Annotated in this window: 20 protein-coding genes; 10 read left to right on the top strand and 10 right to left on the bottom strand. The window is 62.6% G+C overall.

Going from position 1 to position 23,924, the window contains the following annotated elements:
• Window positions 1–48: 48 nt before the first annotated feature.
• The 4 genes from ACOYNB_RS01005 to ACOYNB_RS00990 are packed head-to-tail and all read right to left on the bottom strand — an operon-like array spanning window position 49 to window position 5,649.
• Window positions 49–1,077 carry a CaiB/BaiF CoA transferase family protein gene (locus ACOYNB_RS01005; protein ID WP_422837247.1) on the bottom strand — a complete coding sequence of 343 codons (1,029 nt, stop codon included), beginning with the start codon at window positions 1,075–1,077 and terminating at the stop codon, window positions 49–51.
• On the bottom strand, window positions 1,074–3,233 hold the full coding sequence (locus tag ACOYNB_RS01000; protein ID WP_422837246.1) for a 3-hydroxyacyl-CoA dehydrogenase NAD-binding domain-containing protein: 2,160 nt from the start codon (window positions 3,231–3,233) through the stop codon (window positions 1,074–1,076). Before ACOYNB_RS01000 ends, ACOYNB_RS01005 begins: the two co-directional genes overlap by 4 nt.
• A 17-nt stretch (window positions 3,234–3,250) precedes the next feature.
• Window positions 3,251–4,456, bottom strand: coding sequence for an acetyl-CoA C-acetyltransferase (locus ACOYNB_RS00995; RefSeq protein ID WP_422837245.1), 1,206 nt, complete (start codon window positions 4,454–4,456; stop codon window positions 3,251–3,253).
• Between the two features lie 38 nt (window positions 4,457–4,494).
• On the bottom strand, window positions 4,495–5,649 hold the full coding sequence (locus tag ACOYNB_RS00990) for an acyl-CoA dehydrogenase family protein (protein WP_422837244.1): 1,155 nt from the start codon (window positions 5,647–5,649) through the stop codon (window positions 4,495–4,497).
• Between the two features lie 306 nt (window positions 5,650–5,955).
• Here ACOYNB_RS00990 and ACOYNB_RS00985 point away from each other — a divergent pair, with 306 nt between their 5' ends.
• Entirely contained in the window at window positions 5,956–6,594 is a 639-nt protein-coding gene (locus tag ACOYNB_RS00985; RefSeq protein WP_422837243.1) for a TetR/AcrR family transcriptional regulator, read from the top strand.
• Between the two features lie 27 nt (window positions 6,595–6,621).
• Here the strand turns inward: ACOYNB_RS00985 and ACOYNB_RS00980 are convergent, their stop codons facing one another.
• Window positions 6,622–7,896 (bottom strand): DEAD/DEAH box helicase, encoded by a 1,275-nt coding sequence (locus ACOYNB_RS00980; protein WP_422837242.1) that lies wholly within the window; start codon window positions 7,894–7,896, stop codon window positions 6,622–6,624.
• Between the two features lie 74 nt (window positions 7,897–7,970).
• On the opposite strand from ACOYNB_RS00980, the gene ACOYNB_RS00975 reads away from it, so the two are divergent.
• Entirely contained in the window at window positions 7,971–8,312 is a 342-nt protein-coding gene (locus tag ACOYNB_RS00975; RefSeq protein ID WP_422837241.1) for a zinc ribbon domain-containing protein YjdM, read from the top strand.
• Window positions 8,313–8,419: 107 nt separating this feature from the next.
• Window positions 8,420–9,451 carry a sensor domain-containing diguanylate cyclase gene (locus tag ACOYNB_RS00970; RefSeq protein ID WP_422837240.1) on the top strand — a complete coding sequence of 344 codons (1,032 nt, stop codon included), beginning with the start codon at window positions 8,420–8,422 and terminating at the stop codon, window positions 9,449–9,451.
• Window positions 9,452–9,469: 18 nt separating this feature from the next.
• Here ACOYNB_RS00970 and ACOYNB_RS00965 read toward each other — a convergent pair whose 3' ends face one another.
• Entirely contained in the window at window positions 9,470–9,991 is a 522-nt protein-coding gene (locus ACOYNB_RS00965; protein ID WP_422837239.1) for a MerR family transcriptional regulator, read from the bottom strand.
• 152 nt (window positions 9,992–10,143) lie between these two features.
• On the opposite strand from ACOYNB_RS00965, the gene ACOYNB_RS00960 reads away from it, so the two are divergent.
• Genes ACOYNB_RS00960 through ACOYNB_RS00940 form a run of 5 tightly spaced genes read left to right on the top strand, consistent with a single transcriptional unit; the run spans window position 10,144 to window position 16,719 of the window.
• A complete protein-coding gene (locus ACOYNB_RS00960; RefSeq protein WP_422837238.1) occupies window positions 10,144–11,757 on the top strand; it encodes an acyl-CoA carboxylase subunit beta in 1,614 nt (537 codons plus the stop codon).
• Window positions 11,758–11,792: 35 nt separating this feature from the next.
• The gene (locus ACOYNB_RS00955; protein WP_422837237.1) at window positions 11,793–12,947 is read left to right on the top strand and encodes an acyl-CoA dehydrogenase family protein; all 1,155 of its coding nucleotides are present in this window, start codon (window positions 11,793–11,795) and stop codon (window positions 12,945–12,947) included.
• 37 nt (window positions 12,948–12,984) lie between these two features.
• On the top strand, window positions 12,985–13,824 hold the full coding sequence (locus tag ACOYNB_RS00950; protein ID WP_422837236.1) for an enoyl-CoA hydratase/isomerase family protein: 840 nt from the start codon (window positions 12,985–12,987) through the stop codon (window positions 13,822–13,824).
• Window positions 13,825–13,837: 13 nt separating this feature from the next.
• Complete coding sequence (locus tag ACOYNB_RS00945; RefSeq protein ID WP_422837235.1) at window positions 13,838–15,814, top strand: acetyl/propionyl/methylcrotonyl-CoA carboxylase subunit alpha; 1,977 nt, start codon at window positions 13,838–13,840, stop codon at window positions 15,812–15,814.
• On the top strand, window positions 15,814–16,719 hold the full coding sequence (locus ACOYNB_RS00940; protein WP_422837234.1) for a 3-keto-5-aminohexanoate cleavage protein: 906 nt from the start codon (window positions 15,814–15,816) through the stop codon (window positions 16,717–16,719). Before ACOYNB_RS00945 ends, ACOYNB_RS00940 begins: the two co-directional genes overlap by 1 nt.
• A gap of 6 nt (window positions 16,720–16,725) precedes the next feature.
• Here ACOYNB_RS00940 and ACOYNB_RS00935 read toward each other — a convergent pair whose 3' ends face one another.
• Window positions 16,726–19,089, bottom strand: coding sequence for a CHASE domain-containing protein (locus tag ACOYNB_RS00935; protein WP_422837233.1), 2,364 nt, complete (start codon window positions 19,087–19,089; stop codon window positions 16,726–16,728).
• Between the two features lie 298 nt (window positions 19,090–19,387).
• Here ACOYNB_RS00935 and ACOYNB_RS00930 point away from each other — a divergent pair, with 298 nt between their 5' ends.
• On the top strand, window positions 19,388–20,536 hold the full coding sequence (locus ACOYNB_RS00930) for a diguanylate cyclase (RefSeq protein ID WP_422837232.1): 1,149 nt from the start codon (window positions 19,388–19,390) through the stop codon (window positions 20,534–20,536).
• On the top strand, window positions 20,533–21,666 hold the full coding sequence (locus ACOYNB_RS00925; protein ID WP_422837231.1) for a GGDEF domain-containing protein: 1,134 nt from the start codon (window positions 20,533–20,535) through the stop codon (window positions 21,664–21,666). Before ACOYNB_RS00930 ends, ACOYNB_RS00925 begins: the two co-directional genes overlap by 4 nt.
• A 60-nt stretch (window positions 21,667–21,726) precedes the next feature.
• Here the strand turns inward: ACOYNB_RS00925 and ACOYNB_RS00920 are convergent, their stop codons facing one another.
• Genes ACOYNB_RS00920 through panD form a run of 3 tightly spaced genes read right to left on the bottom strand, consistent with a single transcriptional unit; the run spans window position 21,727 to window position 23,884 of the window.
• Window positions 21,727–23,181 carry an NAD(P)(+) transhydrogenase (Re/Si-specific) subunit beta gene (locus ACOYNB_RS00920; protein WP_374255640.1) on the bottom strand — a complete coding sequence of 485 codons (1,455 nt, stop codon included), beginning with the start codon at window positions 23,179–23,181 and terminating at the stop codon, window positions 21,727–21,729.
• Window positions 23,182–23,490, bottom strand: a complete 309-nt coding sequence (locus ACOYNB_RS00915; protein WP_374255638.1) for an NAD(P) transhydrogenase subunit alpha — start codon at window positions 23,488–23,490, stop codon at window positions 23,182–23,184.
• 28 nt (window positions 23,491–23,518) lie between these two features.
• The gene (gene panD / locus ACOYNB_RS00910) at window positions 23,519–23,884 is read right to left on the bottom strand and encodes an aspartate 1-decarboxylase (protein WP_422837230.1); all 366 of its coding nucleotides are present in this window, start codon (window positions 23,882–23,884) and stop codon (window positions 23,519–23,521) included.
• Between the last annotated feature and the right edge of the window lie 40 nt (window positions 23,885–23,924).

The raw sequence follows: 23,924 nt of genomic DNA, 5'->3' as shown, positions 1-23,924 counted from the left end.
GCTGCCCGCCCCTCCAATGGGGTGAATGTGCAACGGCCCGTAACGCCCTCAGGGCACGACGGACCACGCCTGCACAGTGGTTCGCCCGGCAAACAGCGGATGAGCGCGCGCTTCCTCCATGGTGAGCACCGGGGTGACGCACGCATCCGCATGCGCAAAATGGGCCACCCACCACGACAAGGTCTGGCTGGCAACCAGGGCCGCGACCTCTTGTTTCAGAGCTTCGCAATCGCTTGAACCCGGCATGACACCGCGCTGCCAGTGGCGATCCACCCAGTCCGGGCGCCCGAAGACCTCGCAGGCCTCACGCCAGAACTTGTGTTCGAGTGCACCGACAGCCAGATGGCGGTCATCGGCGGTGCGGTACACGTTGTAGCAAGGCAAGCCGCCATTGAGCAGATCTTCCCCAGCCTGTGGTCGATGACCCAGGATCGGGGCGAGCAAGGTGGCAGTGGATTGCGGCACCACGAGGTGCGCAAACAGCCCGTGCGTCATGCTGACATCGAGATGGCGGCCCCGGCCTTCGCGCTGGGCTTCCAGCACGCCAGCCAGGACAGCAATCGTCGCCATGGCCGATCCACCCGCCAGATCTCCCCATTGCACATTGGAGATGGCCAAGGTGCCATCCGTGGACCGCACTTGATCGAGGACCCCCGACATGGCCATGAAATTCAGATCATGGCCCGCCTTCTGCGCCCATTCCCCTTGCTGACCATAGCCCGTGATGGACACCATGACCAGGCGCGGATTGAGGGCATGCAAGGTGGGGTAGTCCAGCCCCAAAGCCTGCAACACGCCGGGCCGAAAGCTGTCGACCATGACGTCGGCAGTGGCCAGCCAGTCTCTCAGACGAGCCAGATCGGCTTGCTGGCGAAAATCGATCTGCCGACATTCCTTGCCATGGTTCAATGCCTTGAACATGGCGCCCAGTGGGCGCGTGGGGTCGCCTTCCGGCGGTTCCACCTTGATGATGGTGGCCCCCAGATCGGCCAGCATGCGCGTGCTGAACGGACCCGGCAGGTTGCGGGTCAGGTCCACCACGGTCAAGCCACTGAGCAAGGACGCCAGAGGGCTCACAGCACGTCCTCGAAGCGGCCGCCCTCTTGCGCCATTTTGACGATCACCGCTGCCGGTTCGAATCGAGCGCCATGCGCGTGGGCCAGCTCACGCGAGCGCTCGACGAACCGCTGCGCCCCCATCGCATTGATGAACTGCAAGGCACCGCCCTGGTGAGGCGCAAAGCCCCAGCCGAAGATGGACCCGATGTTGGTATCCGCCACCGAGCGCACCACGTTTTCTTCGTAGCAGCGCGCTGCCTCGTTCGCCTGAATGAACATCAGGCGGTCCACCAGCTCTTGCTGAGGGGGCTGGTCGGCCTTGGGCGGATAGATCTCCAGCAGACCGGGCCACAGTGTCTTGTCCTTGCCCTGGTAGTCGTACAGACCTTGGCCACTCTTCTTGCCCACACGTCCGCGCACACCGCACACTTCCTGCAAGACGGCCTCCCCCGGATGGGCCGGATAGGGCTTGCCCTCAGCGGCCAGGTCCTTGCGGGTCTGCTCGGAGATGTGCAACGACAAGCTCAGTGACACTTCATCTTGCAAGGCCAGCGGCGGCATGGGCATGCCCGCCTTCAAACCAGCGACTTCGACCGAGCGTGGATGGACGCCCTCGGCCACCATCGCCAGCCCTTCCATCACATACGTGGCGAACACACGCGAGGTATAGAAACCGCGCTTGTCGTTGACCACGATGGGCGTCTTGCCGATTTGGAGCACGTAATCAAAACCGCGCGCCAAGGTTTCATCAGATGTCTCCGCGCCGACAATGATCTCCACCAGGGGCATCTTGTCCACGGGTGAGAAGAAGTGCAGACCAATGAAATGGGCCGGACGCACGCTGGCTTTGGCCAGCCCCGTGATCGGCAAGGTTGAGGTGTTGGACGCAAACACTGCGTCAGGCGCGATGACCGCCTCGGTCTTTTGCGTGCATGCGGCCTTGATGTCGCGGTCCTCGAACACGGCCTCGATCACCAGGTCACAACCGGCCAAGTCGTCATACGACGTGGTCGTGTGGATGCGCGCCAGCAGGGCATCGCGCTTGTCAGGCGTGCTCCTGCCGCGGCTGATGGCCTTGTCCAGCAAGCCTTGCGAGTAGGCTTTACCTTTTTGCGCATTCTCGAGGCTGGTGTCCAGCAGCACCACGTCCATGCCAACCTTGGCCGACACATAGGCAATGCCCGCCCCCATCATCCCGGCACCCAAGATGCCGACTTTCTTGACCTGAGAGGGAGGCGGCCCCTTGGGGCGAGATTGCCCCTTCTTGATGGCATTGAGCTGGTGCCACAGGGTGCCAATCATGTTCTTGGAAACTTGCGACACCACACAGGCGGCAAAGTAGCGCGACTCCACTTGCGAGCCAGCATCAAAATCCAGCAGGCAACCCTCGAACAGGCAGCTCATGATGTGCGTCAGCGCCGGATAGTTGCCATGCGCTTTGGCGTTGGCCATGGACGGTGCAATCGCCAGCATCTGCACGACCGAAGGACTCTTGCTGTCGCCGCCAGGAATGCGGAAGCCCTTGTTATCCCATGGGGCCGAGGCCTTGGGGTTGGCCAGGCACCAGGCCTTGGACTTGGCAATCAGCTCATCCAGCGAGCCAGCCAGATCGGTCACCAGACCCAGATCCTTGGCTTTGCCAGGTGTCAGCTCTTTACCTTGGGTGATCAACTCGAAGCTCTTCTGGATGCCGATCAGGCGCGGCACACGCTGCGTGCCACCACCGCCCGGCAGCAAGCCCAGCTTGACCTCAGGCAGACCGAGCTTGGTCTTGGGGCTGTCCAGCGCGATGCGTGCATGGCAAGCAAGGGCCAGCTCCAAGCCTCCGCCCAAGGCCGTGCCATTGATGGCGGCCACCACAGGCTTGCCGCACTTCTCCATGCGGCGCAGCATGCCCTTGAGGCTTTCACACAGCTTGTAGGCTTCGTCAGCACGGGTGATCTGAGTGAGCTGATCGATGTCGGCGCCCACGATGAACGTGGACTTCGCCGACGTGATGACCAGTCCCTTGAGGGCCGCGTCCGTTTCCAGGCGCGTCACCAGTTCTGCAAACGGTGCCGTCAAGGTGGGGTTGAGGACATTCATGGCCCGATCGGGCATGTCGATGGTGACCAGACCGATGCCGTCGGCATCGATGTCCAGCGTGAATGCCTGGGTGGCGACAGATGCTGTCATGGGGTCGTCCTCCCGAATCAGACGCGTTCGATGATGGTGGCGATGCCCATGCCGGCACCAATGCACAGCGAGGCCATGGCCGTCGATTTGCCGCTGCGCTCGAGTTCATCCAGGGCCGTGCCCAGGATGATGGCGCCGGTGGCGCCCAAGGGGTGTCCCATGGCAATGGCCCCGCCATTGACGTTGACACGGTCCAACGAGACACCCAGATCACGCGCTGTTTTCATGGGCACGGTGGCAAAGGCTTCGTTGATTTCCCATAGGTCAATGTCACTGGCCTGCATGCGTGCCTTGTTCAGCGCCTTGAGGCAAGCCGGCGTGGGACCGGTGAGCATGATGGTGGGCTCGGAGCCGATCACCGAACACATGCGCACCTTGGCGCGGGGCTTCAGGCCCGCCTTGATGCCCGCTTCTTTGCTGCCCAGCAGGACCAATGCAGCCCCGTCCACGATGCCGGACGAGTTGCCTGCATGGTGCACGTGCTGGATGCGCTCGATGGTGGTGTACTTGTCGAGCGCGGTGGCATCAAAGCCCATGGTGCCCATCATCTCGAACGAAGGCATCAATTTGGCCAACGATTCCACAGAGGTACCGGGACGAATGGTTTCGTCCTTGGACAGCATCGTCAAGCCATTAAGGTCCTGCACGGCCACCACGGAGCGGTCAAAGCGCCCATCCGCCTGCGCAGCGGCCGCACGGCGATGAGACTCGGCCGCATACGCATCCAGATCGGCACGGCTGAAACCTTCGAGCGTGGCGATGAGGTCGGCACTCACCCCTTGCGGAATGAAGTTCAGTGCGGTATTGACGCGCGGATCCATGGCCCACGCGCCGCCGTCGCTGCCCATGGGCCAACGGCTCATGGACTCGACACCGCCAGCCACCACCATGTCTTCCATGCCCGACATGATCTTGGCGGCCGCCAGGTTCACGGCCTCCAGCCCCGAGGCGCAGAAACGGGACAAGGTCACCCCGGCCACCGATTCGGCCCAGCCGGCATCCAGCACGGCGGTACGGGCGATGTCAGCTCCCTGCTCACCCACGGGCGTGACACAGCCCAGCACCACGTCGTCCACCAGGGAGGTATCGAGGTTGCTGCGTTGCTGCAATGCCTGCAGCAGCGTTCTCAACAGCCAGACCGGTGTGGCCTGATGCAGGCTGCCGTCTTTCTTGCCCTTGCCGCGCGGCGTGCGCACAGCGTCGTAAATGTAGGCTTCGATCATGAACGTTCCTTCCGGAAGAGGATCTCAGGGATGAGGGGTCACAGGAAGCGCGAAGCGAGTTCCTTCATGATCTCGTTCGTGCCACCGTAGATGCGCTGCACGCGGGCATCGGCATACAGGCGAGCGATCACGTATTCCTTCATGTAGCCATAGCCACCGAAGAGCTGCAGACACTCGTCAATCAGCTTGCATTGCTGGTCGGTGATCCAGTACTTGAGCAAAGCGGCGCGCTCCACGCCCAACTCACCCTTGAGATGCGCCACCATGGCCGCATCCACCATGGCCCGTGAAGCCATCAGCAGCGCTTGGCACTCGGCCAGTTTGAAGCGGGTGTTCTGGAATTGGAAGATGGGCTTGCCGAAGGCCTGACGGTCTTTCGTGTAGGCCAGTGTTTCCTGCATGGCCAATTCCATGGCCGCCACGCCGCCCACCGCCACGATCAGACGCTCTTGGGGCAGTTCTTGCATCAACTGGAAGAAGCCCATGCCCTCCTGCATGCCCAGCAGGTTTTCAGCCGGCACTACCACATCGTCAAAGAACAGTTCGGAGGTGTCCTGCGCATCCATGCCGATCTTGTCGAGGTTGCGCCCACGACGGAAGCCGGTCACGGTGTCGGTTTCCACGATCACGAGCGACACGCCCTGCGCACCCTTGCTCTTGTCCGTCTTGGTCACCACCACGATGAGGTTGGCCAGTTGACCATTGGTGATGAAGGTCTTGCTGCCGTTGATCTTGTAGGTGTCCCCCTCACGGATGGCGGTGGTGCGCACACCCTGCAGGTCAGAGCCCGTGCCAGGCTCGGTCATGGCGATGGCGCCAATGAGTTCACCCGTGGCCAGCTTGGGCAGCCAGCGCTGTTTCTGCTCCTCGGTGCCGTAATGCAGGATGTAAGGTGCCACGATGCCCGAATGCAGCGAGCCGCCAAAGCCGGACTGGCCTGCCGCCCCTTGGGCCAGGATCAGTGCGGCCTCGTGGCCGAAATCACCGCCCGCGCCACCGTACTCCTCGGGCATGGATGCGCACAGGAAGCCATTGGCACCGGCTTCCAGCCAAGCTTCGCGGTCCATCATGCCTTGAGCACGCCAGGCCTCATCCTTGGGGCCCCACTGTTCTTTGAAGAAGCGGGTCGCCGACTCCAGCAGCATCTTGTGCTCGTCGGTCATCCAGGTGGATGCAAAGTTGTGGATGGGCATGGACGGTCTCCTCGGTATGGGCGATGTGAGCTGTTGTGTTCAATGCACCGCCAGTGAGCGAGACATCGACCATGCAGACACACAAATCGGTAATCTTGATTACCGTTAGTAGAAACCCGTACAGAAGACATCCAGCACGACAAAACTTTTGACTTTGTCGCACGCAATGCCATTAGGCATCGCGACATTGGCGTTTGGAACATCTTGAACAAGCGCAGCCAAACCGGCAAGAGGTGTCCCCCGATTTTTGCGAACGATCGTTCATTTGGTAATATTGATTACCAACTTGGAAAGCTTCGTTTCCCCGTGACTGCATTAGCCCCTCAGGATCACCCTGCCAGCCATGACGCGCACCGCGCTGTGCTGGCCACCATGCGCCCCGACACCCTTCACCGGGTTGAACAGGCGGTGTTGACCCTGTTTTCGCAAAAGGACTTCCACGCTGTCAGCCTGATCGACGTGGCCCGCACCGCGCATGTCTCCCTGCAGACGATTTACAAGTACTTCGGCAGCAAGGAGGTGCTGGTCTACGCCATGCTGGACGTGATGCTGGGGCGACTGGCCGAGCGCATGCTCGACCACCTTCAGGGCATTGACGACGTGCGTGAGCGCCTGCGCAAGACCTGCTGGGTGACGGTGGACTACATGGACAAGCACCCTGCCGTGATCCAGCTGTTTTTCACGGCGGTGCCGGTATCCCGCCACAACCAGATCGGGATCTACGAGAGCCCAGAGTTGATGGGTGCCTTCCGCGGCGTGCTGAAAGATGGTCAGGCGCGCGGCGTGCTCAACAACAAGGTGTCCTCCAAGGTGCTGCTGGACGTGTTCATGGGCATCATTGGTCGCGTCATCCTGATGCACATCGTGCGGGGCGAGAAACGTCCCCTGATCGAGCAGTTCGATGATTTTTTCGACATTGTGTGGCGCGCGATGTCGAATGCATAGCCTCGTCCCGAGTGGCTCCGCCGGCGATCAGGCCTTGCCCGCTTTGGCAGCAGCTGCGCGCAGCTTGTCTTTCTTGCTGGGACGACGGCCCTTGATCCCGCCATGAGGATCCAGCCCTCGAGAGCCGTCAGGCGTGACGTCGGTCACCGGCGCCTCGGTGGGCTCGAAACCCTCCAGACGCTCACGGGACACGCGCAGGCCCTGCCGCTTTTCGATCAGGCGGAAATGCGCTTCGGCATCCGGGGTGATGAAACTGATGGCCAGGCCGCTGGCGCCCGCACGCCCGGTGCGACCGATGCGATGGATGTAGTCGTCCGGCGAGCGAGGCAGATCGTAGTTGACCACCACCGGCAATTGGGCAATGTCGATGCCTCGGGCGGCCACGTCGGTGGCGACCACCACCTGCAGTTCGCTTGCCTTGAACGCTTCCAGCACCTGGCGGCGCGCCCCCTGGCTGAGATCGCCATGGAATGCCGCCGCATGGATACCGGCACGGTGCAACTTGTGGGCCACCAGTTCCGTAGCATATTTGGTGGCCGCAAACACCAGAACGCGCGAGGTGCTGCCCCAGTCGCTGGACTGAATCAGGTGACGCAGCAGCTGCGCTCGACGCGGCGCATCCACTTCGATCGCGCGTTGCGTGATGTCAGGACGGTGTTCTGGCGCCTGCTCGATCTCGATGCGCAGCGGGTTGTGCAACAGGGTCTGAGCCAGCGCCTGCACCTCTGGCGCGAAGGTGGCCGAGAAAAACAGGTTCTGCCGTCGCGCGGGCAACAGCGCCAGGATGCGCGCCAACTCATCCGCAAAGCCCAGCGCCAGCAAGCGATCGGCCTCGTCCAGCACCAGGGCAGCCACTGTCCCCAGAGACAGCGCGTTGTGATCCACCAGGTCCAGCAAGCGCCCCGGGGTGGCCACCACCACATCGGCCCCACCACGCAAGGCCATCATCTGCGGGTTGATGGACACCCCGCCAAACGCCGTCACCACCTTGAGGGCCGGGGTCAGCCCCTGCATCAGTTCGCGCGCAATGTCGCCCACCTGCACGGCCAGCTCGCGTGTGGGCACCAGGATCAGGGTTTGCAAACGGCGCGGCGTGCTACGGGGACGCTGCAGCATCTGCTGCAACAGTGGCAACAGAAACGCAGCCGTCTTGCCGGAACCGGTTTGCGCCAAGCCCAGGACATCCTGCCCCGCCAGAATGACCGGAATCGCTTCGCTCTGGATGGGCGTGGGATGAACAAAGCCCTGATCGGCAGCGACGCCAGCCAGGGAGGAGGAGAGACCAAGGGCAACAAAAGGCATGCGCGCAGTGTACGTGCCTCCACCCACATTCCCCCTGCGACAATACGGGTTTTGGTCTGAAGAAAGTGCCCGCAATGTCCACGATTCCCGCCTGCCCCGTCTGCGCCATGGAGAACACCTATCAGGACGGCGACAACTACGTGTGCCCGGACTGTGCGCACGAGTGGCCGGTGGCCGCTCAGGCCGAAGAAGCTGATACCGAACTGGTGATCAAGGATGCCCATGGCACTCCGCTGGCCGACGGCGATGCAGTGATCCTGATCAAGGACCTGAAGGTCAAAGGCTCCTCACTGGTGCTGAAGAAAGGCACCAAGGTCAAGAGCATCCGCCTGGTTGGCGGCGACCACGACATCGACTGCAAGATCGACGGTGTGGGCAACATGTCGCTGAAGTCCGAATTCCTGAAGAAGGCTTGATGCTCGCGATCCCCTTTGAACAAGGGGTTCGCCGGGGCTTTGGTTTTGGTAGGGGCTGCCGATAACCCATCACCGAACCGATTCAGTTTTCCTCACCGGGTCATGCCATGGCGGATCAAGAGCTCTCCTATCCTGTTCCTCACAACGAAGTGCAGCGCCTGCAGGCGGTGCACAAGCTCGGCTTGATGGACAGCCCGCCGGATGCGGATCTGGACGCCTTGTGCCGCGTGGCCGCGCACACCTTTGGCGTGCCCGCCGCCGTCATCTCGCTGATTGACGTCGATCGCCAGTGCTACCTGGCCCGTGTGGGCGTGGACGTGGCGGAGTTGACGCGAGAAGAGTCCCCCTGCGCCCACGCCATCATGTCGCCCGACCAGATCCTGGTCGTACCCGACACCACCCAAGACCCGGTGTTTGCCAAACACCCCTTGGTCGTGGACGAACCGCATCTGCGCTTTTACGCTGGTGCCCCCCTGGTGGATGCCGAGGGGCTGGCGGTGGGCACCCTGGCTTTGCTGGACACCTCCCCGCACACGGGCCTGAGCGAAGGTCAGGCCGAGGCGCTACACGCCCTGGCCCAGGTGGCGTCCAACCTGCTGCAAAGCCGTCGGGAGCACCGCGAACTGCAACATCTGGCGTCCACCGATCATTTGACTGGCCTGGCAAATCGCGCCCAGTTCAACCGCGCGCTGGAAGTGGAGTTGGCCCATGCCATGCGGACAGGCGAGCCGTTCACCGTGGTCTACATGGATCTGGATGGCTTCAAGGACATCAGCGATGGTTTCGGCCATGGCGCAGGTGACGAGGTGCTGCGCGAAGTGGCCAATCGCCTGAGTCAGCAGGTGCGTCTGGGTGACGTACTGGCCCGTTTTGGCGGCGACGAATTCGGCGTGGTCATGCGTCACGGTGGCGAAGAATCGGCCGAAATCCTGGCACGCCGCATCGTCAAATCGGTGTCCACCCCCATCACGCTGAGCAGCGGTGACACCGTGGGCGTGGGCATTTCCGTCGGTATGGCGGCCTACAACGACGCCACCGAGTCGGTGAAAGCGCTGCAAGAGCAGGCCGAGCAAGCGCTGTATGAGGCCAAACGCCTCAATGAACAGCGCTGGAAAATGTTCGTCAGCGGCGTGCGCTGACGCGCTCACAGCCACGCATCACGCGTGGCTTTTTTTCTTGTCGTTCAGCGTCTGGCGGCAGCGTGCATTGATGGCCCGCAGTTCCGCCAGTGAGGCGTCAATCTGCGCACGCTTGGCCTCCAGTTCAGCGATCGAAGCATCGGTCTTGTCGATGACGAACTGCAACTGCTGGATGCGACCTTCCCCGTGCTGCCCGTACATATCGAGATAGTGCTTGATCTCGGCCAGCGGTGTCCCCAGTGACTTGGCACGCAGGATGCGCGTCAGACGCGCACGATCCACCTTGTTGTACACCCGCGTCCCGTTGATGCGGCGCGGTGCCAGAAGGCCCTTGGTTTCGTAAAAACGCAAGGCGCGCGGCGACACCTTGTAGAGCTCGCACACCTCGGCGATGCCCATCAGTGCATCCACCTCGTGATCGTCTGCCTCGTCAAAAGCCCAAGACGGCTGGGACCCCAGTTGCACTTCGTCATCCACCATTGGCTTGTTTTCGGTATTCGCTTTCACTTGGGCCACCCAGGCAGGAGTTGGAACAGTCATGACGCATGCCGCTTGACGCACTTCATGAACACGGAAGCAGCGTAACGACCCGGCCAGTTGACCGGCATAGGTAGTTTACCTGATAAGCATCCGGTTGACGTTAACGTCAACCAAATCTACATTGGGCAGGACTCATCAAGATTGGTTTCAAGATGCCTGCCCTGCGATCTGCACTCAACATCAAATCGGACGCCTACCGCACGAACGTCGCGCGGATGACCGAGCGCCTGGACCAGGTTCGCAACCTGGAGACCCAGGTGCGTGACGGTTCGGCCGACAAGCGAGACAAGTTTGAAAAGCGCGGGCAATTGCTGCCTCGTGAACGCGTGGCCCGTTTGCTGGATCGTGGCACGCCCTTCCTGGAGTTGTCGACGCTGGCTGGCCTGGGCATGCACGACGACGACGGCAAGAAGAGCATCCTGGGGGGCGGAACGATCATCGGCATCGGCATCGTGGCCGGCAAGCGCTGCCTGGTCACGGCCAGCGATTCGGCCCTCAAGGGAGGCACGGTGTCGCCCATGGGCCTGAAGAAAGGGCTGCGCGCCCAGGAGATCGCCCGGGACAACAAGCTGCCCGTCATCACGCTGGTCGAGAGTGGCGGCGCCAACCTGATGTACCAGAGCGAGATCTTTGTGGACGGCGGGCGCAGCTTCGCCAACCAGGCGCGCCTGTCGGCCATGGGCATCCCGCAAATCGCCGTGGTGCATGGCTCGTCCACCGCAGGCGGCGCCTACCTGCCCGGCCTGTCGGACTATGTGGTGCTGGTGAAGGGGCGCTCGAGCATCTACCTGGCCGGCCCGCCACTGGTGAAGGCCGCCATTGGCGAAGATGCCACAGACGAAGACCTGGGCGGCGCCGAGATGCACGCGAGCGTGACCGGCCTGGGCGAATACCTGACCGACAACGACGCCCACGCGATTGCCCTGACCCGCGACCTCGTCGACAAACTGAAGTGGGATACCGCCACCTCGCCACGCCCGGATGTCGTCGCCCCCCTGTACGACGAACAGGAGTTGCTGGGCTGCATCCCGGCCGACGACCGCGAGCCCTTCGACACCCGCGAGATCATCGCCCGCATCGTCGATGGTTCCGACTTCCTGGAATTCAAAAGCGAATACGGCAGCGAGACCCTGTGCGGTCACGCACGCATCAACGGTCATCTGGTGGGCATTCTGGGCAACAACGGTCCGATTCAACCCACGGGCTCGACCAAGGCAGCCCAGTTCATCCAACTGTGCGACCAGTCGGGCACGCCACTGATCTTCCTGCAGAACACCACCGGCTACATGGTGGGCTCGGCCGCCGAACATGGCGGCGCCATCAAGCACGGCTCCAAGATGATTCAGGCGGTGGCCAATGCCCGCGTGCCCAAGTTCACCGTGACCCTGAACGGTTCGTTCGGCGCCGGCAACTACGGCATGTGCGGCCGGGGCTTTGACCCCCGGTTCATTTTCAGCTGGCCCTCGGCCCGCACGGCCGTGATGGGCGGCGCCCAGGCGGCCAAGGTGATGGAAATCGTCACGCGCGGCAAGATGGAACGTGCCGGCATGCCCGTGAACGACGCCATGCTGGAAGGCATGTCGGCCGAGATCCGCAAGCGCCTGGATGCCGAATCGAACGTGCTGTTCGGCACAGCCCGCCTGTGGGACGACGGCGTGATCGACCCCCGCGACACCCGCCGCGTCCTGGCGATGTGTCTGGACATGGCCGCCGAGGCCGAGCAACGTCCCCTGCGCCCCAATACCTTTGGCATCGCACGCCTGTAAGCGAACCCTTCCCCACGAGAACCGAGGAGACCACCATGCTGTTCACGGCCGAGCACCGCGCCATTGCCGATACTGTCAAGCGCTTTGTCGACAACGAGATCAACCCCTTCTGCGACGAGTGGGAAAAGGCCGGCTTCTTCCCGGCCCACGAACTGTTCAAGAAGGCCGGCGACCTGGGCCTGCTGGGCATCAAGTACGACACCGCTTACGGTGGCATGGGACTGGATTTTTCGTATGCCGCCGTCGCCTCCGAAGCCTTTGGCGTGGCCAATTGCGGCGGGGTACCCCTGGCGATTGGTGTGCAAACCGACATGTGCACCCCCGCCCTGCACCGATTTGGCTCAGAAGCCTTGAAGAAGGAATACCTGGCTCCGGCGATTGCCGGGGACATGGTGGGTTGCATCGGCGTGAGCGAAGTGGGTGGTGGCTCGGATGTGGCGGCACTGAAGACCACAGCCAAGTCCGATGGCGACGACTACGTCATCAATGGCTCGAAGATGTGGATCACCAACGGCATGCAGGCCGACTGGTGCTGCCTGCTGGCCAACACCTCAGAAGGCAAGGTGCATGAGAACAAGTCGCTCATCATCGTGCCCATGGATGCCAAGGGCATCGAGCGTCAAAAAATCGACAAGCTCGGCATGCGAGCCTCTGACACTGCCCAGCTGTTCTTCGACAACGTGCGCGTGCCCAAACGCAACCTGATTGGCGTTGAAGGCACGGGCTTCATGATGCAGATGCTGCAGTTCCAGGAAGAGCGTCTGTACGGCGCAGCCAATTCGCTGCTGATGATGGACCGACTGATCGACCAGACCATCGACTACTGCAAGGATCGTCACACCTTCGGCACGCCGCTGATCAACAACCAGGTGATCCATTTCCGCCTGGCCGAGTTGCGTACCGAAGTCGAGTTGCTGCGCTCGCTCACCTACCGTGCGGTCGAAGAATACGTGGCGGGCAAGGATGTGACCCGACTGGCCTCCATGGCCAAGCTGAAGTGCGGCCGCCTGGTGCGTGAAGTGGCCGATAGCTGCCTGCAGTACTGGGGCGGCATGGGCTTCACCTGGGACAACCCGCTGGCCCGCGCCTACCGTGATGGCCGCCTGGTCTCCATTGGCGGCGGTGCCGACGAAATCATGCTCGGCATCATCGCCAAGCTGGAGGGCACCTTGCCCAAGAAGGCTCGCTGAGTCGCGCCGATTCACTGCACCCACGCAAGGTCCACCCATGAGCCACGCCACCATTCAGGTTCAGACCACCCAAGGTGTCTGCACCATTTCTTTGAACCGGCCGGAAGTTCGCAATGCCATGTCACTCACCATGGTGCATGAACTGCTCGCCGCCTTGAAAGCAGCCGAAGCGGACCCCGACACCCGTGTGGTGGTGCTGCGCGGCCAGGGCGGCCATTTCTGTGCCGGCGGCGACATTGGCGACATGGCCCAGGCCCGCATGAAGCTGGCCGCGCAGCAGGCCCAAGTCGATGCCGGGCAGGCCGTCACCGAGCGCAACCCGATCGAAGTGGTGAATGCCGCGTTTGGTCAGTTGTGCCTGGCGTATGCCCGATCCAGTCTGCCCATCGTGACCGTGCTGGAAGGCACCGTGATGGGTGGTGGCTTTGGTCTGGCCTGCGTGTCCGACGTCAGCCTGGCACGAGACAACGTGAGCTTTCGCCTGCCAGAGACCTCGCTGGGCATCATCCCCGCCCAAATCGCCCCCTTCTTGGTGGAGCGACTGGGCTATGCCGAGGCCAAACGCCTGTCGGTCACGGGGGCACGCGTGGATGCCCGCGAAGCCCTGACCATCCGACTCGTTCATGAAGTGCATGCCGATGAGGCGGCCCTTCAAGACGCCTTGCAACAAACCCTGGCACGCATCCTGGCGTGCGGCCCTCAGGCCATTGCCACCACCAAGCGCTTGCTGGAGCGTGCCCGCCAGTCACCCGCTGACAGCCTGATTGATGACGCCGCTGCTTTGTTTGCCCAAGCCGTGCTGAGTGAAGAAGGCCAGGAAGGCACCCAGGCCTTCATGCAAAAGCGCAAGCCCCGCTGGGTCCCCCCATCCGCTTGAGGATGCAAGTCATATGCTGAAAAAGATCCTGATTGCCAACCGCGGGGAAATTGCCTGCCGCGTCATCCGCACTGCCCGCAAGCTGGGCTACCGCACGGTCGCTGTCTACAGCGACGCCGATGCCCAGGCACCGCATGTGAGTCTGGCTGACGAAGCGGTTTGCATTGGCCCGGCACCTGCGGCCGAGTCCTATTTGAAGGGAGACGTGCTGCTGGATGCCTGCCGTCGCACCGGCGCCAACGCCATTCACCCCGGCTACGGCTTCCTGTCGGAGAACGCCGCCTTTGCCGAAGCCTGCCGCAATGCGGGCGTGATATTCATCGGCCCCTCTCCGGAAGCCATCCGCGTCATGGGTGACAAGGCCGGCGCGAAAGCCGAGATGATCAAAGCCGGCGTCCCCACCGCGCCCGGCTATCTGGGCGCCAACCAAGACGACGAACACCTGATCGGTGAAGCCGAACGGCTGGGCTTTCCCTTGCTGGTCAAGGCCGTCAGTGGCGGCGGTGGCCGCGGCATGCGCCTGGTGCATCACAAAGAAGAGTTGCCCCAGGCAATCACCAGTGCCCGCCGTGAAGCCCAGAGTGCCTTTGGCGACGGCACGCTCATGCTGGAACGCCTGATCCTCAATGGCCGCCACATTGAAATCCAGGTGTTTGCCGACGGCCACGGCAATGCGGTGTACATCGGCGAACGTGACTGCACGGCCCAACGCCGCCGTCAGAAGGTGATCGAGGAGTCGCCCTCCCCGGTGGTGAGTCCCGAGATGCGTGCAGCCATGGGGCGCGATGCCGTGCTGGCCGCCCAGGCCATCCACTACTGTGGCGCGGGCACCATCGAGTACATCGTGGACCAGGACCTGAACTACTACTTCCTGGAGATGAACACCCGCCTGCAGGTCGAACACCCGGTGACCGAGATGATCTCGGGCTTGGATCTGGTCGAGTGGCAACTGCGGGTGGCTGCCGGTCAGCCTCTGCCGCTGACGCAAGACCAGATCACACTGAGCGGACACGCCATCGAGGCCCGCCTGTACACCGAAGACCCCTATGCCAACTTTGCACCCCAAACCGGTCGCATTGCCTGGTGGCGTCCGGAGCAGGCTTTGTACGACGGCGTGCGCATTGACGCAGGCATTCGCGAAGGCGGCGAGGTCACACCGCATTACGACCCCATGGTGGCCAAACTCATCGTGCATGGCCGTGACCGTGACGACGCCATCCGCCGCCTGATCGCCACGCTCGACGATGCGCCGCTGCTGGGCTTGCAGCACAACGCGCGCTTTTTGCGGGACTTGGTAGACCACCCTCGCTTCCGCGAAGGCAGCATGACGACCACCCTGATTGATCAGTGGCAAATCGACGGGGAGCCCCTGCTGCAACGCCCGGTGGCCAGCGACACCTGCTGGCTCATTGCGGCGGCCCTGCACGCGGTTCATCACGAAGGGCACGCCACCGGCCTGCGCGCCGCCAGCGTGGCAGCCTATGACCTGCCCCTGCAGTGTGCCGACGCCCGGCGCACCCTGCGCGTTCATCATGGCTGCGGCGACACCTATCTGGTTCACCCCACCCCCACGGCCCCAGCGACCGCGCTGCGCCTGATCTCGCACGATGCAGCGACGGGCTGGCTACGCTATGAATTGGACGGCATCCAGCGTCGCCTTCGTGCGGTGTGGGTCGCCGACACCCTGCACCTGGTGCAGGACGCAGCGATCTTCACCTTCACCGAAGTGTCGGCCTGGCCCGATCAGGGCGCCGGTCAGGATCCCAGCCGAGGTCTGGCCCCGGTGGCGGGCACGGTGGCCCAGGTGCTGGTGAAGGCCGGCGACAAGGTCACGGAAGGCCAGGCGCTGCTCAGCATCGAGGCCATGAAAATGGAAATGTGGCTGTCCGCGCAGGCTCCGGGCGTGGTCAAGGCGGTCTATGCCACCCCGGGCGAACAGGTGCAGGCCAAAACCCTGCTGATCGACATCGAACTCACCAAGGAAGACTGATGGACAAGGCCATTCTGACCTGCGCGCTCACGGGCGTGCTGACCGACCCCACCCAGCACCCTGTGCCTGTGACGGCTAAGGAAATGGCCGCCGCTGCCCGCGAAGCCTACGATGCCGGCGCGGCCATCATGCACGTGCACCTGCGTCGCCAGGAGCCCGGCATGGGGCGCTTCCCCAGTTGGGACCCCGCCGTGGCATCCGAGATTGACACAGCCATCCGCGAAGCCTGCCCCGACGTCATCATCAACCTGACCACGGGCGTGGTGGGCGCCGACATCTCCGGTCCGGCCGCCTGCATCCGTGCTGTGCGCCCTGAAATCGCCGCCTGCAACGCGGGCAGCCTCAACTACCTCAAGATCAAAGAGAACGGGCAATGGGCTTGGCCGCCCATGCTGTTCGACAACACGGTCGACAAGGTCAAGGCCATGATCGACGTCATGCACGAGACCGGCACTCGCCCCGAATTCGAATGCTTTGACGTGGGCATCGTCCGCTCCGTGGGCATGTACAAGAAGGCGGGCATGACCGACCACCTGGAGTACAACTTCGTGATGGGCGTCGCCTCGGGCATGCCGGTGGATGCCGACTTGCTCAAGCTGCTGGTCAAGTACCGCGAGCCCGGCACCTTCTGGCAAACCACCCTCATTGGCCGTGAAGAAATCTGGCCGGTGCACCAGGCCACCGCCGATCTGGGCGGCATGCTGCGCACTGGCGTGGAAGACACGTTCTACCTGCCCGGCGGCGAGCGCACCACCGGCAACGGCCCCTTGATCGAAGCCTTGGCAGCGTGTGCGCGCCGTGCTGGCCGTGAAGTGGCCTCACCCGCCGAGGCTCGCCAGATTCTGGGTCTCAACCCCGCTTCGGCCCATGGCGTGCTGAGCGGCACACAGGCACAAGCGGCCTGACCCGACTCAGTGAGACGGCTCGCCGCGGTACAGACACCAGGTGCCGCGGCCAGCCTGTTTGGCCTTGTACATCGCAATATCCGCCTGCCGGATCAGCGCATCCACATCATCCCCGTCGTTGGGATAGATGCTGATCCCCACACTGCACCCGATGTTGGCATCATGCCCACATGACAGACGGAAGGGCTTGTTCAAGCGATCGACGATGGCACGCGCCACCAGGATGGCACCTTCCGCGCTGGTGAGGTCCTCCAGGACCACCACAAACTCGTCGCCCCCCAGACGCGCCACCGTGTCGTTCTCACGCAGGTGCAGGCGCAAGCTGCGAGCCACTTCTTTGAGCAATTCGTCGCCTGCCTCGTGCCCATATTGATCATTGACCGCCTTGAAACGGTCCAGATCCAGGAACATGACGGCACAGGTGTGCTGCGTCCGGTGCATGCGCTCCAAGGTATGCCCCAATCGTGACTGCAACAGCATGCGATTGGGCAAGCCAGTCAGCGGGTCATGGTGGGCCAGGCGCTCGATCTGGGTCTCTGCATGCGGGATGCGTGTCATGTCTGCATACACACCCACAAAGTTGGACAGTTCACCGCGCTCATTGCGCACCGCACTGATGGCCAGCCAACTGGGATAAATCTCCCCGCCCTTGCGGCGATTCCAGATCTCGCCTTGCCAGCCCCCCGTGTCCAGAATGTCTCGCCACATCCGCTGGAAGAACTCACGTTGATGCCGCCCGGATGCCAGCAGACTCAAGCGCTGCCCCATGACCTCGGCCTCGGCGTATTCGGTGATGCGCTCGAAGGCCGGATTGACTGCCACCACGCAGCCACTGACGTCGGTGATGACGACCCCCTCCTGTGTCGACCGGAACACGGTGGCGGCCAGCCGCAAGCCTTCTTCCTGCTTGTAGCGCTCACTGACATCGCGAGTGACCTTGGCAAACCCCGTGATCTGGCCGGCCGCATCGCGCATCGCCGTGATCAGCACACTGGCGCGAAACAACGATCCATCCTTGCGAATGCGCCACCCCTCTTCGCTGTAGCGCCCCGTGATCAACGCCGTGGCCAAGGCCTTCTCGGCGACACCGGCGACACGGTCTTCGTCCGTGAAGAAAATGCTGAAATGACGGCCAACCACCTCTGCCGCCGACCAACCTTTGATGCGCTCCGCCCCGGCGTTCCACGTCATGATGGTGCCGCGATCATCCAGCATCACGATGGCGTAATCCTTCAGCCCCTCGACCAGCAGCTTGAAACGCTCCTCGCCATCGGAGATGACACGGGTCATCCCCGCCGCCAAGGCTTCGGCGCGCAGGCGGGTGTTCAGCCACACCCACGTCAGCACGCACAACAGCAAGCCCGTGACCCCCACGCCCAGCATGGCCAGCCACCGATAGCGGGTCTGGTCGGCCTGCTGATAGCCCGACGCGGGCTCGTAGCGCACAGACCAGACTCGCCCATTGATCTCCATGGGCAAGGTCACCGCCAGGTCTCGCAGCCACGGGTCATCCTTGCTGGCCATGCCGGCACGGCTGTCAAACAGCAGGGACTCAATGGCTCGCCCATCATGACCGCGATCACTCAAACGGATGGACACGGCCTGCCGGTCCCCCTGCAACACGGCATCGATCAGGTCCTTGAGGCGAAACGGTGCATACACCCACCCCTGCAACACCGCTCGCCGCTGCTCCACCGTGGGCGGACGCGCCCCCCCACGGTAAACCGGCAGGTAAGCCAGGAAGCCAGCTTGCACATCCACATCGGTTTCCTGCTTCAAGGTCACGCGACCGCTGTAGACAATGTCTGAGCTGTCACGGGCACGCAGCATGGCCTCGCGGCGAACCGGCTCGGACAGCATGTCAAACCCGAACGCACGGATATTGCGCCCATAAAACGGCTCCAGATACGTGATCACGCCATAGGTGTCGCGTGCCCCGGGAGGACTGATCGCAAACTCCGGAAAGCCCTCCGCCCGGACACCGTTCACATAGTCCGGCGCCGTGGCAGCACTCAGATGCTTGGCATAGCCTAGGCCCTGAATGCCCACATAGCCCTCGTCCAAAGCCAGGCTGGCCACGTAGGCGTGCCACTCGGCACGACTGACATCACTGGAGGCCCGGAACAGACCCGCTGCACCGCGCAGGATTTCGTCATAGGTCCGCACGCGCTCTCGGAGCCGCTCGTGCAGGCGGGCGGCATAGGACGAAAACTCGGATTGCCGGCTCAACTCTTCCTGCCAGCGTAGCGTGAAATCTGTGAACGCCAACGCCAACAAGCTGAAAACGAACGGTATCAGCACCGGAAAGAACCGGTACCGGTCACCCTCGGTCGGCACATCGGCTGGCTGGCTGGCGGCAAGCTGGTTCATGGGTCTACGGTCTCGATCTGGAACAAGATCTTGCGGACGACTACGACCCTCGGGGCCCCCGCAAGTGCGACCCCGAACTCATTGTGAATGCTTTGTCGATGCAAAGCAGTGAAAAATCACCCTAATCGACCACCTAAATGGCGTGGATTGCGCCGCTTGCCCCGTCGAATCCCCTCAGGACTTTCCCTGAAACCCGGTTTGCATCTGTGCACGAATTGACGGGAGCGTCAAGGCGCCTCCGCTCGCGCAAACCTTCGGTGGCATGATGAATTCCCTGCACTGATGAGTCGACTTGTCCATGGCGAATGCGTCCACCGCGACCCCCCATCTGGGCGAGACGCCGTCTCGCCTGTTGGCGCTGGACCGTGCGTCGGCCCCGTTGGCACGCAGCAAAGGCCTGCGGCGCTTGAGGCTCACCGTCTTGCCCTACGCCATTGGGCTGAGTGCGGCCTACGTCGGTCTCGCGATGGGGGCCGTCAAGCCTTGGGCCGCTTACCTGCTCAGCGCATGGTGCTCCCTGAGCCTGGTCACCCTTTACGTCTTGCTGAAAAGCCGCGCGACGCTAGGGTCCGCCGACCCCTCACTGACCTTTCCACAGGTGCTCTGCGGCTGCGTGGCCGTGGTCATTTCCTACACGGCCATTGATGTGGCTCGGGGCCTGGCGCTGCTGTGGCTGTGCCTGCTCATGCTCTTCGACATCAATCGGCTGTCGGTGAGGCAATTGCTGATGGCCTCGCTCGGGTCCTTGAGCCTGATGGCACTCGCCACTGCCCTCCACGACCACATGCATGAGGGCCGCATTGACGCCGTGTCCGAATGGGTCAGCCTGGGCATGGGGGCGGTGATCATGCCGGTGATGCGACTGGTCTCACTGAAAAGTTACCACTGGCGCAGCCAGATGCTCGCCCAGCGGACCCAACTGGCCGAAACGGTGACGCAGTTGGCCGAGGCCTCGGTCCGAGATGCCTTGACCGGACTGATCAACCGCCGCCACATGCAGAATTTGCTCGAAAACGAATGGCGGCGTCTGCGCAGAACGGGGCAACCGTTTTGCTTTGCCATTCTGGATCTGGATCACTTCAAGCACATCAATGACGCGCACGGCCATGCCGTGGGTGACGCTGTGTTGCGCACGTTCGGACACATCAGCACGACACAACTGCCCGCTACCGATCTGCTGGCGCGCTGGGGCGGGGAAGAATTCCTGTTGCTGATGCCCGAGACGTCGCTGAGCGTGGCCCGCAAGCGTCTGGACTTGCTGCAAGACAGCTTGCGTCTGCACAACTGGTCTGCGCTGGCAAGCGACCTCTCCGTCAGCTTCTCAGCCGGCCTATGCCAGCCCCAGGGCGATGGCCCCTTGCACCGTCAACTGGAACTCGCAGACCGCGCACTGTATCGGGCCAAGGCGGAAGGACGTGGCAGAACCGTGGAGGCCGAGCCCGCATGAGCCACGCATCCTCTCGGTTATCTGACTGGCTGCTGGGCACCGACCCACGCATGCGCGACAGAACCTTTCTGTGCCTGCTGGCTTCGCTGGTGTACTTGTGCTGGTCCGTGCTCATGCTCACGTTCACCATTCCCAAGGGGCGTATGAGCGCCGAACTGGGCTTGGTTTTCCTGACCCTGATGTTTCCCGCCATCTTTGTCACCTACCCACTGGTTCGCATGGGGGCCACACGCCACCTCAAGGACCCGGGCCTGGTGGCGCCCCAGATCCTGTGGGGCGGCATGATCGCCTCACTGGGCTACGCCACCGTGCCCACAGCCCGCGCACCACTGCTCCTGTCACTTGGCTTGATTCTGGTCTTTGGCTTCATCAACCTGAGCTCTCGGGTCGTGGTCTTCATCGGCGCGGCCCTCATCGGCATGCTGATGTGCGTGTTGCTCGTCGGCACGTTCACGCCTCTGCCGCAGTTCAACCCGGCCTCCCAAACCGTCAAGGTGCTGACAGCGGCGTTCATCCTGGGCTTGATCACCGTTCAGTCACGCAAGTTTGCCAAGCTGAGGGAGCGCGTGGCGATCGAGCGCCGCCAATTGGCTGCCGCCCAGCGTGAGTTGGAGCGTGTCACGCACCACGATGGATTGACCGGCTTGTTCAGCCGCCCCTATTTGCACAGCCTGCTGGAGCAAGAACACCGCCGAGCCCTGCTGAGTGGCCGCTCTTTTGGCGTGATCCTCCTCGATCTGGACCATTTCAAAGCCATCAATGACCAGCACGGTCATCAGGTCGGTGATGCGGTCTTGATGGCCTTCGGGCGCGTGGCACGCGAGGCCCTCCGTGAGACCGACTGGATCGGGCGCTGGGGGGGCGAAGAGTTTCTGGTGCTGCTACCAGACGCGGATGCCAAAACCCAGGCGCAACAGATCATTGAGCGTCTGCGCAACGCGCTCACGCAGACCACCGCGGTCGAGACCCTGCCCGACCTGCACATCACCTTCTCGGCAGGCTACGCCTTCTGGCAAAGCCAAGAGCGCATCGAGCACCTGCTGGAGCGCGCAGACCGGGCCCTGTATGCCGCCAAGCGTGCGGGACGCAACTGCGCGGTGGCCGCCCACACCGAGCTGGAACCTGACTGAGTCAAACGCCCATGAAAAAACCGGGCACATGGCCCGGTTTTTTCGGCTTGGCAAGGCGCCTTATTCGACGGCCTTGACCATGTCTTCGACCACCTTCTTGGCGTCACCGAACACCATCATGGTCTTGTCCATGTAGAACAGTTCGTTGTCCAGACCTGCATAGCCAGAGGCCATCGAACGCTTGTTCACGATCACGGTCTTGGCCTTGTAGGCTTCCAGGATGGGCATGCCGTAGATCGGGCTGCCCTTCACGTGCGCCGCGGGGTTGACCACGTCGTTTGCACCCAGAATGATGGCCACATCGGCCTGACCGAACTCGGCGTTGATGTCTTCCATCTCGAACACCTGGTCGTAAGGCACCTCGGCCTCGGCCAGCAGCACGTTCATGTGACCAGGCATGCGACCGGCCACAGGGTGAATCGCGTACTTCACGCTCACGCCCTTTTCGGTCAGCTTGGCCGCCAGTTCCTTGACCGCGTGCTGAGCACGGGCCACGGCCAGACCGTAGCCAGGCACGATGATCACGGTTTCCGCATTGCCCAGGATGAAGGCAGCATCGTCAGCCGAGCCGCTCTTCACCGAGCGCTGCTGTTGCGCACCACCGGCTGCGGCGGCACCGGCATCACCACCGAAGCCACCCAGGATCACGTTGAAGAACGAACGGTTCATCGCCTTGCACATGATGTACGAGAGGATGGCACCGGACGAGCCCACCAGCGAACCGGCAATGATCAGCATCGGGTTGTTCAGCGAGAAACCGATCCCGGCTGCGGCCCAGCCCGAGTAGCTGTTGAGCATCGACACCACCACGGGCATGTCTGCACCGCCGATGGGGATGATGATCAGCACACCCAGGATGAAGCTCAGCGCGATCAGGGCCACGAACACGTCCATGCGTTGCGTGGCCATGAAGGTACCGATCAAGCCTACCGCCAGCAGACCCAGCACCAGGTTCAGCATGTGCTGGCCCTTGAAGATGACGGGGGCACCCTGGAACAGACGGAACTTGTACTTGCCGCTCAGCTTGCCGAACGCAATGACCGAACCCGAGAAGGTGATGGCACCAATGGCCGCGCCCAAGGACAGCTCCAGGCGGTTACCCACCGGGATCTCAGCCAGGACATCACCAATCGGCTTGGCCACGATCTGGAAGGCGTAAGGCTCGGCCACCACCGCCACGGCGATGAACACCGCAGCCAGACCGATCATGCTGTGCATGAAGGCCACCAGCTCGGGCATCTTGGTCATTTCGACGCGCTTGGCCATCACGGCGCCCGCGCCACCGCCAATCACGAGACCCGCCAGGACGTAGCCAATGCCTTCGGCAAAGTTCAGCTGCAAGGCCTGGACCTGACCATGGATCAGACCGATGGTGGTCAGCACGGCAATGGTCATGCCGGTCATGCCAAACAGGTTGCCGCGAATCGAGGTCGTGGGGTGGCTCAGACCCTTGAGGGCCTGAATGAAAAACACCGAGGCGACCAGGTACAGCAGTGCAATCAGGTTCATGCTCATTTACTTGGCCCCCGCCTTCTTGTCCTTCTTCTTGAACATTTCCAGCATGCGGCGTGTGACGAGGAAGCCCCCGAACACATTGACCGCTGCCAGTGCCACAGCCAGCACACCCATGACCTTGCCCAAGGTCGTCACGGTGAGAGCGGCCGCCAGCATGGCGCCCACAATCACAATGGCCGACACGGCATTGGTCACCGCCATCAAGGGCGTGTGCAGAGCGGGGGTCACGTTCCAGACCACGTGATAGCCCACATAAATGGCCAGCACGAAGATGGTCAGGTTGATGACGACGTGGGAAATGGCTTCCATCGCGTTGTCTCCTGGGAGGATGTTGAAATCAATCGAACTTGCGGATTTCCTTGACCTTGTTGCCGGCATCCAGCAGCACCACCTTGGGCTTGTAGCTGGCCACTTCGGCTTCGGTCATGGGCGCGTAGGTGCAGATGATCAGCAGATCGCCCACGGTGGCCTTGCGAGCGGCCGCGCCGTTGAGGGAAATCGTGCCGGTGCCACGAGGCGCCTTGATGATGTAGGTGGCAAAACGCTCGCCGTTGTTGACGTTGTAGAGCTCGATGTACTCGAACTCTTTCATGTCAGCTGCATCCATCAGGTCTTCGTCAATCCCGCAAGAGCCTTCGTAATCCAGAATGGCTTCGGTGACGGTAGCGCGGTGCAGCTTGGCGCGCAGCATGTTGCGTTGCATGGGGTACTCCTTCTCTATGCAGACTGTGCGGCGGTACTTC

This window comes from Aquabacterium sp. (assembly GCF_049317225.1).
Taxonomy (GTDB): domain Bacteria; phylum Pseudomonadota; class Gammaproteobacteria; order Burkholderiales; family Burkholderiaceae_C; genus Aquabacterium.
Note: the sequence above shows the minus strand (reverse complement) of the source record. Positions and strands in the feature narration are given on the sequence as shown.